Raw genomic sequence first — 12,429 nt, forward strand, 5'->3', positions numbered from 1 at the left:
CTCACCGCACCGTAAGCGTCGTGCTCTTGAGCGTCGCCGAATCCGGGCCGGACGAAATCGTGAACGTCCCCGGCTCCACCACATGGCGCATCTGGCTGTTCCACAGCGCCAGATCGTCGGGCGTCAGTTCGAAGCGCACCGTCTTCTTCTCGCCCGGCTTGAGCGTCACCCGCTCGAAGCGCTTGAGCTCGATCACCGGCCGGGTGACCGACGCCTCGTCGTCATGGACGTAGAGCTGGACGACCTCGTCGCCGGCGACCTTGCCGGTGTTGGTCACGTCCACCTCGACCGCCGCCTTGTCGGCGATGCCGATCGTCGGCGCGGGCAGGCGCGGGGCGGAGATGTCGAAGCTCGTGTAGCTCAGGCCATAGCCGAACGGGTAGAGCGGGCTGGTGTCGCCGAACAGATAGCCGCGCCGCGCGCTCGGCTTCTTGTTGTAGTAGATCGGCAACTGGCCGACGTTGCGCGCCACCGACACCGGCAGCTTGCCGCCCGGATTGTACCGGCCGAACACCACGTCCGCGAGCGCGTTGCCGGTCTGCTCGCCCAGATACCAGCCCTCGATCAGCGCCGGTGCCTTCTCGGCGAGATAGTTCACTGCATAGGGACGGCCGTTGAGCAGGATCACCACCACCGGCTTGCCCAGCGCTATCAGCTCCTTTGCCAGCTGGTCCTGCGGCCCCGGCAGGTCGAGCGTCTCGCTGTCGCCGAGATGGTTGTCGGCCCAGGCTTCGCGGCTCACCGCCTCGTTGCCGCCGAGCACCAGCACCACGACATCGGCGTTCTTCGCCGTCTCCAGCGCCTGGGCGCGGAGCTGGTCGTTCACCGAGGCCGGTACCTGCGCCACCGCGTCTTTCGACCATTCGCGATGGTCGGTGATGCGGATGCCCTCGGCATAGTCGACCGCGAACTTGCCCTTGCCCTCGGCCTGCATGCCTTCGAGCACGCTGACGACATGGTTGGGCAGGTCCGAATAGCCGCCGATGGGCGTGTCCTTGGCGTGGGTGCCGATCACCGCCATCCGCTTGATGCCCCTGGCGTCGAGCGGCAGCAGGCCCTGCGCGTTCTTGAGCAGCACGATCGATTCGCGCGCCGCCTGGCGAGACAGCGCGATCGCCTCGGGCGTGTTGGTGCGCGCCGCCGCCAGCTTCACTTCGGGATAAGGGTTCTCGAACAACCCGCCCTCGAACTTCATCCGCAGCACGCGGCGCACGGCATTGTCGATCTCGCCCTGGCTGACCCGGCCTTCCTGCACCAGCGCCGCGAGGTGCTTGAACGCCTCGCCGTCCGGCGTCTCCACGTCGACGCCCGCGTCGAGCGCGCGCTGGGCGGCATCCTTGGGATCCTTGAACATGTGGTGGCGGGTGATCAGCTCGCGGATCGCGAAATAGTCGCTGACCACGGCGCCCTGGAAGCCCCATTCGCCGCGCAGCACATCGGTGAGCAGCCATTTGTTCGCATGGCTCGGGATGCCGTCGATCTCGTTATAGCTGGCCATTACCGACATCACCGGCAGCGTCTTCACCGCCTGTTCGAAGGGCGGAAAGAAATCCTCGCGCAGCGTCCGCTCGCCGAGCGAGGCGGGGCCGACATTGGTGCCGTTTTCGGGCTGGCCATGGCCGGTCATGTGCTTGAGGGTGATGAACACCTTGTCGGACTGGAGCGGCAGCGTGGTGCCCTGGAAGCCGCGGATCGCGGCGAGGCCCATCTGGGTGACGAGATACGGGTCCTCGCCGTAGGTTTCCTCGATACGGCCCCATCGAGGATCGCGCGCCACGTCGACCACCGGGGCGAGGACGAGATTGGCGCCGCGCGCCCGCGCTTCCTTCGCTGCCATCGAGAAGATATTCTCGACCAGTTTCGGGTCGAAGCTGCTGGCGAGGCCGATCGACTGGGGGAAGCTGGTGGCGCCGGGGGCGACCAGGCCGTGCAGTGCCTCCTCGTGCATCAGCATCGGGATGCCGAGCCGGGTCTTCTCCATCGCCCATTTCTGCGCGGCATAGACGTAGCGCGCGGTCTCTTCCGGGCTCCGGTTGACGTCGCCGGCATTGGCGCCCGCCGCCGTCGTCTGGCCTGCGGCGACACCACGCCGGTCGTAGGGACGCGAGATCATCCCCAAGCCGTTCGGAAAGCTGGCGCTCGCCTTCACCGGATCGAACTCGCCCCTGGCGTCCTGCACCAGTCCCTTGTTGAGCCACAGCGCCTGGAGCTGCTGGACCTTTTCCTCCAGCGTCATGCGCGCGAGGAGGTCGTCCACGCGCGTCTCGATCGGCTGCGTGGCGTCCTTGTACAGCGGCTTGCCTGCACGCTCGCTCTGTGCGGCGGCGGGCAGGGCTCCGACGAAGGGCGTGAGTGCGGTCGCGGCAATGGCAAGCGCGGCGACGCGGCGGAAATGACGCATGTTCCTCTCCCTGAAGGCCGACGACGGTTCTGGCGGTCGCCTGATGCCATGATGGTAGCGTTATCATCTATAGGTGGGCGTGCGGAGCGGGGTCAACTGGTGCCATGCCGGTGCAGCAACGATTGCAATCGTGATAGCGCGAACTTATGCGTCGGTGCAGGAGGGGGGATGACAAAACCTAGCCGGCGCAGCCGGGGCAGCATTACCGTACAGGATGTGGCGCGCGAAGCGGGCGTGTCCGCCATGACGGTGTCACGCGTCGTCAATGGCGGGACCAATGTGCGCGAAGCAACGCGCGACGCCGTGCTCGCCGCGATCGCCAAGCTCAACTACGCGCCCAACACCGCGGCGCGCACCCTGGCCGCAGGGGAAGCGACGCAGATCGGGCTGCTCTACTCCAATCCGTCGGCCGCCTATCTTTCCCAGTTCCTGATCGGCGCACTGGCGGCGGCGCGGCGCGCGGGCTGCCATCTCGTGCTCGAAGCCTGCGAGGGCGAGCGCCCCGAGGAACAGGCCGAGGCGACGCGTGGCTTCGCGCAGACGCACGTCCAGGGCGTGATCCTGCCGCCGCCGCTCTCCGAGGTCGGCGCGGTGCGCGACGAGCTCGACGCGGCCGGCATCCCCTGGGTGTCGGTGGCGATGGGCCTGCCGCCCGAAGGATGCCGCAACGTCCGCATCGACGATTTTGCCGCCGCCTGCGCGATGACGAAGCACCTGATCGACATGGGACATTCCCGCATCGGCTTCATCCGCGGCAACCCCAACCAGACGTCCAGCGCCGAACGCTATCGCGGCTTCTGCGCCGCCATCGAGGAGGCGGGGCTGGATCTCGCCGCGATGCCGGTGGAGCAGGGCTATTTCACCTTCCGCTCCGGCATCATCGCGTGCGAGGCGCTGCTCGATCTGCCCCAGCCGCCGACCGCCATCTTCGCGAGCAACGACGACATGGCGGCGGCGGCCGTGGGCGTGGCGCACCGCCGGGGGCTGCACGTTCCCCAGGATCTCAGCGTCGTCGGGTTCGACGACACGTCGCTCGCCACCACGATGTGGCCGGAACTGACCACCGTCCGCCAGCCGATCGCGGCGATGGCGGAGGCGGCGCTGACCATGCTGCTGGAGGAATTGCGTCCCGGCGGCGAGGGGGGACCTGCCGAACAAGTGCTTGCACATCAGCTGATCGTGCGCGAATCCTGCGCGCCGCCACCCCGGGCGTAGGATTGGCTGGAGACAACGTTGGCAGAAACCTGTGCATGCCACATCTGCCGGCTTGCTTTTCCTGGTTGCACGGGCCAGCGTTACCGCTAACAAATCGCCCATAGTCTCGGGTGACCAGGAGAGGGATCGGATGAACCAGACAGCAGAGAAGGCCAATATCGGCCTGATCGGCGCCATCGTGGCGGTTGCCACGATCGGCGGACTACTTTTCGGCTATGACAGCGGCGCGGTGAACGGCACCCAGCCGGGGCTGCAGGCTGCGTTCCAGCTGGACGAGGCCGGGCTCGGCTTCACCGTCGGCTCGCTGCTGATCGGCTGCTTCATCGGCGCCTTCTTCGCCGGCACGCTGGCGGACGCGATCGGCCGCCGCAACGTGATGCGGCTTGCCGCCTTCATCTTCCTCGTCGGCGCGCTGGCGCAGGGCTTCGCGCATCTCCACGGCGTGTTCGTCGTCGCGCGGATCGCCGGCGGCATCGCGGTGGGCGCCGCCTCGGTGCTGTCGCCCGCCTATATCTCCGAAGTCGCCCCCGCGAACATTCGCGGCCGGATGACGACGGTGCAGCAGATCATGATCATCTCCGGCCTCACCGCCGCGTTCGTGGTCAACTATTATCTGGCCGCCGCCGCCGGCGCCTCGACCGAACCCTTCTGGGGCGGGCTCGAAGCCTGGCGCTGGATGTACCTGATGCAGGCGATCCCCGCCGCGGTGTTCCTGGTCGCCTTGTTCTTCATCCCGGAGAGCCCGCGCTATCTCGTCGCCAAGGGCCGCACCGAGGAAGCGACCAAGGTGCTGACCGACCTGTTCGGCCCCAACACCGCGCGCGCCAAGCTGGAGGAAATCCGCGCCAGCTTCAGCGCCGATCACCGCCCGAGCTTCCGCGACCTGATCGATCCGCGCACCGGCAAGATCCGCACGATCCTGTGGGCAGGCCTGGTCATCGCGGTGTTCCAGCAGCTCGTCGGCATCAACGTGATCTTCTATTACGGCTCCACGCTGTGGCAGCTGGCCGGCTTCACCGAAGCGGATTCGCTGCTGATCAACATCGTGTCGGGCGCGGTCTCGATCGCCGCCTGCCTCGTCACCATCGGCCTGGTCGACAAGATCGGCCGCAAGCCGCTGCTGCTGATCGGCTCGGCGGGCATGGCGGTGACGCTGTTCGTGCTGGTCTATGCCTTCGGCCATGGCACGCTCGACGCGGCGGGCAAGCTGGTGCTTTCGCCCGATCTCGGCAAGCTCGCCGTGGTCGCCGCAAATCTCTATGTGATCTTCTTCAACATCAGCTGGGGCCCGGTGATGTGGGTGATGCTCGGCGAAATGTTCCCGAACCAGATCCGCGGCTCGGCGCTGGCGGTGTGCGGCTTCGCCCAGTGGTTCGCCAACTATCTGATCGCGCAGAGCTTCCCGGTGATGGCGTCCAAGCTCGGCCTGGCGGCCAGCTACACCTTCTACGCCGTCTGCGCGGCGGTCAGCTTCTTCCTCGTCCTGAAGTTCATCAAGGAAACCAAGGGCAAGGAACTCGAGGCGATGGAGGGGTAAAACCCTTCTTCTTCTTAGCCCCTCCCTTTCAAGGGAGGGGTTGGGGTGGGTGCGCGGCGACTTAGCCGCGCTCCTGCACCCGGAGGGGGAAGTCGCCGGCTGGGGCATCGAGCCCCATCCGCCGAGACCCACCCCCAACCCCTCCCTTGAAAGGGAGGGGCTTAGATTTTGTATGTGGAGACACACGTGACCCGCACGCCCGTCCGTCCGTTCCGATCGCGCGAATGGTTCGCCGCCCCCGGCCGCGCCGACATGGCCGCGCTCTATCTCGAGCGCTTCATGAACTACGGCATCACGCCAGCGGAGCTGACCTCGGGCAAGCCGATCATCGGCATCGCCCAGTCGGGCAGCGACATCGCGCCGTGCAACCGCATCCATCTGGAGACGGTGAAGCGCGCCCGCGAAGGCATCCTGGCGGCCGGCGGCATCCCGATGGAATTCCCGCTCCACCCGATCTTCGAGAATTGCCGCCGCCCGACCGCGGCGCTCGATCGCAACCTCGCCTATCTCGGCCTGGTCGAGATCCTCAACGGCTATCCGATCGACGCGGTGATCCTGACGACCGGCTGCGACAAGACCACGCCCTCGTCGCTGATGGCCGCCTCCACCGTCGACATGCCCGCGATCGTCCTGTCGGGCGGGCCGATGCTCGACGGCTGGCACGAAGGCGAGCTGGTCGGCTCGGGCACGGTGATCTGGCGCTCGCGCCGCAAGATGGCGGCGGGCGAGATCGACGAGGCCGAGTTCCTCCGCCGCGCGATGGAAAGCGCGCCGTCCTCGGGCCATTGCAACACCATGGGCACCGCCTCCACGATGAACAGCATGGCCGAGGGGCTGGGCATGAGCCTGCCCGGCTGCGCGATGATCCCGGCGCCCTATCGCGAGCGCGGGCAGATCGCCTACGAGACCGGCAAACGCATCGTCGAGATGGCCTATGAGGACCTTCGCCCGTCGAAGATCCTGACCAAGCAGAGCTTCCTCAACGCGATCAAGCTGCTCACCGCGATCGGCGGCTCGACCAACGCGCAGCCGCACCTCAACGCGATGGCCGCGCATGCCGGCATCACCATCACGCCGGAGGACTGGCAGACCGGCTATGACCTGCCGCTGATCGTCAACATGCAGCCGGCAGGGCAATATCTCTCCGAGCGCTTCCACCGCGCCGGCGGTATCCCCGCGGTGCTCAAGCTGCTGGTCGATGCCGGGATCCTCGACGGCAGCGTCGCGACCTGCACCGGCAAGACCATGGCGGAGAATGTGGCGGACGCACGCGTACTCGATGCCGACGTGATCTTCCCCATCGACAAGCCGCTGATGGAGAAAGCCGGGTTCCTGGTGCTCACCGGCAATCTGTTCGACATGGCGATCATGAAGACCAGCGTGATCTCCGACCAGTTCCGCGCGCGCTACCTCTCCACCCCGGGGCAGGAGGGCGTGTTCGAGGTCCGCGCGGTGGTGTTCGACGGGTCGGACGATTATCACCACCGGATCAACGATCCGGCGCTCGCCATCGACGACAATTGCATCCTGGTGATCCGCGGCGCGGGCGTGCTGGGCTGGCCCGGCTCGGCCGAAGTCGTCAACATGCAGCCGCCCGACGCGATCCTGCAGAAGGGCATCCAGAGCCTGCCGACGCTGGGCGACGGCCGCCAGTCGGGCACGTCGGACAGCCCGTCGATCCTCAACGCCTCGCCGGAAAGCGCCGCGGGCGGGGGGCTATCCTGGCTGCGCACCGGCGACGTGATCCGCATCGACCTCAACCAGGGCCGCGTCGACGCGCTGGTCGAGGCCGACGAGATCGCCCGCCGCAAGGGCGAGCCCGCGCCGCCGATCCCGCCGAGCAACACGCCGTGGGAAGAGCTGTACCGCGAGAAATCGGGCCAGCTGCACGAAGGCGGCGTGCTGGAGTTCGCGACCAAATATCGCGGCACCGGGCTGAAGGTGCCGCGGCACAATCATTGATGGGGTGGGGGGTGCTTTGCGCCCCCCATCCATGTTTCGTCATTCCCGCGAAGGCGGGAATCCATTTGCCAGGACGTTTGAGGAAAGAATCTCGGCATCAGCGCCAATGGATCCCCGCCTTCGCGGGGATGACGGCGATGGCGTGGCGCGGTGTGCGCCTCTCGCACCATTCCATCTCGCCCCTGACCCCACCTCCGGCCCATTCCGGAGATGGAAAGTGTCACCCGCCAGTGATAGTTAACCTTCGCCAACCAAGGGGAAGGGGACAGCGTGAGCGAAGGGGCACCGGCGAAGCGTCCGCGCAATGCGGCCAATACGCGGGGGGTAATTCTCGAGGCGGCCAAGCGGCTGCTCGCGGAGCAGGGCTTTGCCCGCTGGGGCGTGAACGCGATCGCGCGTGCCTCGGGCTATGACAAGCAGCTGATCTACCGCTATTTCGGCGGCATGGACGGGCTCGCCGAAGCGATCGCCGCCGATGTTTCCGCCTGGATGGAAACCGCGCTGGTGCGGCCGGAAAACGTGCCGCCGCCCGCAAGCTATGCGGAAATGATGGGCCGTGTCGCCGTGGCGTTGCTCGATGCACTGCGTAGCGACCCGCTGGCGCAGAAGATCCTGGCGTGGGAACTCTCGGCCCCGTCCAAGCTCGCCAGCGCCTTCACCGAGGCCCGGGGCAAGGCGCTGAGCGCCTGGATCGCCCGCGAGCGCGGCACGCTGCAGCGGCCGGCGGGGATCGACGCGCCGATGCTCAATGCCCTGCTGATCGCGTCGATCCAGCAGCTGGTGCTGTCCGGCGCCACCAGCGGGCGGTTCCTGGGGCTGGATCTGTCGGACGACGCGGGCTGGGAGCGGGTCCGCGGCGGCATCGCCGGGCTTACCCGGGCCATGTACCAGTAAGGCGTAACCCTTCCGTCTTCCCTTCCCCTCCCGCTTGCGGGAGGGGCTAGGGGAGGGGGTGTCGCGCTAGCGGGCGACGGCGTTCCAGAAAGAACCCCCACGTCGCACCCTCCCCCATCCCCTCCCGCAAGCGGGAGGGGCGTTTCGGGTTTACGCCCCCACCCGGATCATCGTGCCCGGCTGGCCCGCCACGGTGACGCGGAAGCGGAACAGGTCGCCCGAGCTGGGCCGGGCGGCCTTGTCCTCGGCGGAGAGGTGCTTGTTGGCGGTGGTGGCATAGACGGTCTTCAGGTCCGGGCCGCCGAACGCGATCTTGGTGATCGCGTCGACAGGGAAGGGTACCGTCTCGACCAGCTCGCCCGCCGGCGAATAGCGGCGAACCTCGGAGCCTGCATAGAGGCTCACCCACACATAGCCTTCGCTGTCGACGCAAGGGCCGTCCGGGAAGCCCTCGCCTTCAGCGATGCGCACGAACTCGCGGCGGTTCACCAGCGTGCCGTCCGCGTCGATGTCGCAGGCATAGACCACGGCGCCGAGCGTATCGACATGGTAGAGCGTCTTGCCGTCAGGCGAGACCGCCGGGCCGTTGGTGATCGACACCTTGGGCGTGGAGGCAACGCAGCTGCCGTCCGCCGCGAGGCGATAGATGGTGCCGCTGGCCTCGCTCTCGCCGTCATCCATAGTGCCGAACCAAAGCCGGCCTTCCGGATCGACGGTGCCGTCGTTCAGGCGGTTACCGGGCAGGCCAGGCTCGGGGTCGACCAGCGGGGTGAAGCTGCCGTCGGCCGGATCGAACTTCGCAAGGCCGGTCTGCAGGCCTGCGACGAAGCCGCCGCTGGCGGCCGGGAGCGCGAAGCCCACCTGGGCGGGCGCATCCCAGCTCGCCTTGTCGCCGGTGGCGGGGTCATAGCGGTGGATCTTGTGGCTCTTGATGTCGACGAACCACAGCGCGGCATCGCGCTCCACCCACACCGGGCCTTCGAGAAGCGGGGCAGCGAGCCCCCACACGCTCTCCGGCGCCGATTCCACCACCTTGTCGGTCATCTTATCTCCAGCCTGCATCCACGAAGAATTCGTGGCTCGTTATCAGGCGTGCATCGTCGGATGCAAGGAACAGCGCCGCGGCGGCGATGTCGTCGGGCACCAGGCGGCCGGGCAGGCACTGCGCCTTGACGATCTCGGCCTCGCCCTCGGGCGTGTACCACTTCATCTGGCGCGGCGTCTTGACGTTGCCGGGGACGATGCAGACCGAACGGATGCCGTCCGGGCCCAGCTCGCGCGCCAGGCTGCGGGTGAGGCCCTCGATCGCCGCCTTGGCGGTCTGGTAGAGCGTCAGCTCTTCCAGCGCGAGATGCCAGGAGATCGAGCCGAGGTTGATGATCACGCCCGCGCGCTTGGCCTTCATCGCCGGGATCACCGCCTGCGCCATGAAGAACTGGTGGCGGAGGTTCACGTTGATGCGGTTGTCCCAATATTCCGGGGTCACCTGCTCGATGGTGTGGCGGTCGTCATTGGCGGCGTTGTTGAGCAGCACGTCGAAGCCGCCCTCCGCGTCGATCAGCGCCTGCACCTGGGCCTGCGCGCCGTGCACGTCGGTGAGGTCCACCTTGTGGAAGCGCGGGGCGATCGCCGCGCCGGACAGGCTGGCGACCAGCGCCTGCGAGTCCTCCTCGGCGATATCGAAGAAGGTCACGTCCGCACCCTGGCGGACAAACCCCTCGACCAGCCCGGCGCCGATGCCCGAACCGCCGCCGGTGATCAGGACCCGCTTGCCCTTCAGGCTCGGATAGACGGCACGCTCAGCGGCCAGAATCGGGCCCTGCTGGAGATCGGCTTGCGACATGGACACCCTTATGCGTTGGAGAGGAGGCCGCGGGCGGCGAGGTTGCGCATCAGATCGCGGATGCCGAACGTCCAGGGCGCGGCGGCCTTGGAGGTGGTGACGCGGTTGACGAGCGTGCCGAGCTTCGGCGTCGAGATGCGGACGACATCGCCCGGCTTGTGGGTGAAGCCGCGGCCGGGATGGTCGCGATCCTGCACCGGCGCGAACAGCGTGCCGAGGAACAGCGCGAAGCCGTCCGGATATTGGTGCTCGCTCAGCGTCTGGCGGACGAGATCGGTGGGATCGCGGCTGATCTCGCTCATCTTGTTGGTGCCCGAGAGGCGATATCCCTCCGGCCCGTCGATGGTGAGGTCGACAACCGCGCTGCGCACGTCGTCCATGGTGAAGCTGTCGTCGAAGAGGCGGATGAACGGGCCGATCGACGTCGAGGCGTTGTTGTCCTTCGCCTTGCCGAGCAGCAGCGCGCTGCGGCCTTCGAAGTCGCGCAGGTTGACGTCGTTGCCGAGCGCCGCGCCGCGAATCGTGCCGTTGCGGTCGACGACCAGCACGACTTCCGGCTCGGGATTGTTCCAGTCGCTGTCCGAGCGGATGCCGATCTCGGCACCCCAGCCCATCGCCGACAGCACCGGCGCCTTGGTGAACACTTCCGCGTCCGGCCCGATCGCGACTTCGAGATATTGCGACCACATGCCCGCCTCGATCAACGCGGCCTTGAGGCTGGCGGCCTCGGGCGTGCCGGGGACGACCGAGCGGATGCCCGAGCCGACCTTGGCTTCCAGGTCGCCGCGGATCTCGCTGGCCTTGTCGGCATCGCCGCGGGCACGTTCCTCGATCACGCGCTCCAGCGCCGATACGGCGAAGGTGACGCCGGCGGCCTTCACGCATTGCAGGTCGACCGGTGCCAGGATCTGCGGCGCCGAGTCCGTGCCCAGCGCATCGACGCTGCACAGGATCGTGCCGTTCAGCGCGGCGATATCGTCGCGCTCCAGCAGATCGGCAACGGTCGGAGCGGTGGCCGAGACGTCGATGACCTGGCCGTCGCGAAGGATCACCGGGCTGGGGCCGGCGGGGGTCTGCACACGGCCGACCAGAATGGCCTGCGCATGGTCGGCAGGCAGCATGTCTCGAAGCGCTTCCAAGGGACCTCTCACCAGTTCGTTTCGGATTGTGATAGCGCTACCATTGGCGCGCTGGCAAAGCAAATGTCAAGCGGGGCATAGCGGGGTTTCACACAGTTTCAAATATGAGAAAGAATTTCGCCTACGATCGCGTCTGGCGGGCGCATGGCGCCGTCCCCGCTTGCGCGAACCACCCGCCACGGCCCGAGCAAATCGGCGGCGACGATCGCTTCGTAATTGCCGCGCACGCGCTGCTGAAGCGCGATATCGGCCTCATATTCGTCAAAGCTGCGATCGGTGTAGCTACGCTGCGCCTTTTGCAGGATCAGTTCGCGCGCCAGGTCCCACGGCGTGTCGAGATAGATTGACAGACGCGGACGGGGCAGGGCGAACTGACCGGTTTCCAGCGCGAGTATCCAGTCCATCAGCGCACGGCCTTCCTCGCCGCCCAGCTTGGCGCCCTGATAGGCCATGTTGGAGGCGATGTAGCGATCGAGCACCACCACATCGTGGCTGGCCTGCGCCTCCAGCAGCGCGCCGCGCCACTCGAACCGGTCGAGCGCGTACAGGACGGCGGCGGCATGCGGCGTGACCGGCACGGTCAGCTCGCCGGCCAGCATCTTGCCGATCGTCACGCCGGCGACCGTCTCGCCATAGCGGGGAAAGCCGAGCACGGTGGCCGAGCGGCCCGATGCCTGCAGCGCCGCACACAGGCCCCGCGCGGCGGTGTTCTTGCCGACGCCGTCGGCCCCCTCGATCGCGATGAGATCACCCATATGGGCGCCATAGCATCGTGGCGGGGAATGTCACCGGGGGAAGGGTCCTAGATCCTCTGCCGGCGCGGGAAGCGGCGGCGGGGGGCTGGCGCGACCGGACATTCCCGTCGCGCTGCGCCCCCGCCTCTCCCCTCGAGAGGAGGGCTCCAGGCGCTCAATGCAGCGATGCCGTCTCCGGCGGGGTGCACAGCAGCGCGCACGGGCCTTCATGGTCGAGCGGCAGGATCGCGGTGAGCGCGGCCAGACCGCCGGCATGATCGAGCAGCCAGCCCGGCTCCGCCACCGCGGGCCGTTCGGGCGAGAAGGCGACGCCGGTGCCGTCGGTGATCACGCCCAGCCGGCGCGGCGGACTGGGCCAGCGACCGGAGAGATAGGTGAGGCAAGCGCTCGCCGCGTCCTGCAGCGCGCCTTCGTCGCTGTCCTCGGGGCAAAAGCCTTCGGGGGTGGCGTCGATCTCCGCGACCAGGCGAAAATCGTCGCCGCGCCACCAGATCATCCGCAGCGATCCGTCGATCTCCTGCTGCAGGCCGAGAAAAAGCCGACCGCCGACCGGGAGCAGGGGCTGCGCGCAGCGCACCATCTCCTCGGCCAGTTCGGTCAGCTTGTGGTTCGACCGGGGCAGCATCTGCATCGCACCTCGGCCATTGATCTGAGAGTCTCGGGGCATCGGATCGTTCCGGAAG

The 12,429-nt window shown here is 67.6% G+C and carries 10 protein-coding genes; 4 read left to right on the top strand and 6 right to left on the bottom strand.

What is annotated here, in order from left to right; all coding sequences use genetic code 11:
- Position 1 precedes the first annotated feature (1 nt).
- A complete protein-coding gene (locus S2M10_RS11440) occupies positions 2-2,401 on the bottom strand; it encodes a glycoside hydrolase family 3 N-terminal domain-containing protein (RefSeq protein WP_168846176.1) in 2,400 nt (799 codons plus the stop codon).
- A 168-nt stretch (positions 2,402-2,569) separates the two neighbouring features.
- Here S2M10_RS11440 and S2M10_RS11445 point away from each other — a divergent pair, with 168 nt between their 5' ends.
- From S2M10_RS11445 to S2M10_RS11460, 4 genes are all read left to right on the top strand, one after another.
- Positions 2,570-3,616 carry a LacI family DNA-binding transcriptional regulator gene (locus tag S2M10_RS11445; protein ID WP_168846177.1) on the top strand — a complete coding sequence of 349 codons (1,047 nt, stop codon included), beginning with the start codon at positions 2,570-2,572 and terminating at the stop codon, positions 3,614-3,616.
- 130 nt (positions 3,617-3,746) lie between these two features.
- On the top strand, positions 3,747-5,153 hold the full coding sequence (locus S2M10_RS11450; protein ID WP_168846178.1) for a sugar porter family MFS transporter: 1,407 nt from the start codon (positions 3,747-3,749) through the stop codon (positions 5,151-5,153).
- Positions 5,154-5,339: 186 nt separating this feature from the next.
- Positions 5,340-7,115 carry an IlvD/Edd family dehydratase gene (locus S2M10_RS11455; RefSeq protein WP_168846179.1) on the top strand — a complete coding sequence of 592 codons (1,776 nt, stop codon included), beginning with the start codon at positions 5,340-5,342 and terminating at the stop codon, positions 7,113-7,115.
- A 270-nt stretch (positions 7,116-7,385) separates the two neighbouring features.
- Positions 7,386-8,009, top strand: coding sequence for a TetR/AcrR family transcriptional regulator (locus tag S2M10_RS11460; protein WP_168846180.1), 624 nt, complete (start codon positions 7,386-7,388; stop codon positions 8,007-8,009).
- Between the two features lie 150 nt (positions 8,010-8,159).
- On the opposite strand, the gene S2M10_RS11465 is transcribed toward S2M10_RS11460, so the two are convergent.
- The 5 genes from S2M10_RS11465 to S2M10_RS11485 form a co-directional block, all read right to left on the bottom strand.
- On the bottom strand, positions 8,160-9,053 hold the full coding sequence (locus S2M10_RS11465) for an SMP-30/gluconolactonase/LRE family protein (RefSeq protein WP_168846181.1): 894 nt from the start codon (positions 9,051-9,053) through the stop codon (positions 8,160-8,162).
- 1 nt (position 9,054) lies between these two features.
- Positions 9,055-9,852: an SDR family oxidoreductase gene (locus S2M10_RS11470; RefSeq protein ID WP_168846182.1), complete on the bottom strand. Its 798-nt coding sequence runs from the start codon at positions 9,850-9,852 to the stop codon at positions 9,055-9,057.
- A gap of 8 nt (positions 9,853-9,860) precedes the next feature.
- On the bottom strand, positions 9,861-10,973 hold the full coding sequence (locus S2M10_RS11475) for a fumarylacetoacetate hydrolase family protein (protein WP_168846235.1): 1,113 nt from the start codon (positions 10,971-10,973) through the stop codon (positions 9,861-9,863).
- Between the two features lie 116 nt (positions 10,974-11,089).
- Positions 11,090-11,746 carry a dTMP kinase gene (locus S2M10_RS11480; RefSeq protein WP_168846183.1) on the bottom strand — a complete coding sequence of 219 codons (657 nt, stop codon included), beginning with the start codon at positions 11,744-11,746 and terminating at the stop codon, positions 11,090-11,092.
- 154 nt (positions 11,747-11,900) lie between these two features.
- Complete coding sequence (locus tag S2M10_RS11485) at positions 11,901-12,413, bottom strand: hypothetical protein (protein WP_247650758.1); 513 nt, start codon at positions 12,411-12,413, stop codon at positions 11,901-11,903.
- Positions 12,414-12,429: the final 16 nt, after the last annotated feature.

The organism is Sphingomonas sp. S2M10 (assembly GCF_012650175.1).
Lineage (GTDB): Bacteria > Pseudomonadota > Alphaproteobacteria > Sphingomonadales > Sphingomonadaceae > Sphingomonas.

What these genes read in the sequence shown, in the direction of transcription:
- S2M10_RS11440 (WP_168846176.1), bottom strand. Translation starts at nt 2,401, where the DNA reads ATGCGTCATTTCCGCCGCGTCGCCGCGCTTGCCATTGCCGCGACCGCA.
- S2M10_RS11445 (WP_168846177.1), top strand. Translation starts at nt 2,570, where the DNA reads ATGACAAAACCTAGCCGGCGCAGCCGGGGCAGCATTACCGTACAGGAT.
- S2M10_RS11450 (WP_168846178.1), top strand. Translation starts at nt 3,747, where the DNA reads ATGAACCAGACAGCAGAGAAGGCCAATATCGGCCTGATCGGCGCCATC.
- S2M10_RS11465 (WP_168846181.1), bottom strand. Translation starts at nt 9,053, where the DNA reads ATGACCGACAAGGTGGTGGAATCGGCGCCGGAGAGCGTGTGGGGGCTC.
- S2M10_RS11470 (WP_168846182.1), bottom strand. Translation starts at nt 9,852, where the DNA reads ATGTCGCAAGCCGATCTCCAGCAGGGCCCGATTCTGGCCGCTGAGCGT.
- S2M10_RS11475 (WP_168846235.1), bottom strand. Translation starts at nt 10,973, where the DNA reads ATGCTGCCTGCCGACCATGCGCAGGCCATTCTGGTCGGCCGTGTGCAG.
- S2M10_RS11480 (WP_168846183.1), bottom strand. Translation starts at nt 11,746, where the DNA reads ATGGGTGATCTCATCGCGATCGAGGGGGCCGACGGCGTCGGCAAGAAC.
- S2M10_RS11485 (WP_247650758.1), bottom strand. Translation starts at nt 12,413, where the DNA reads ATGCCCCGAGACTCTCAGATCAATGGCCGAGGTGCGATGCAGATGCTG.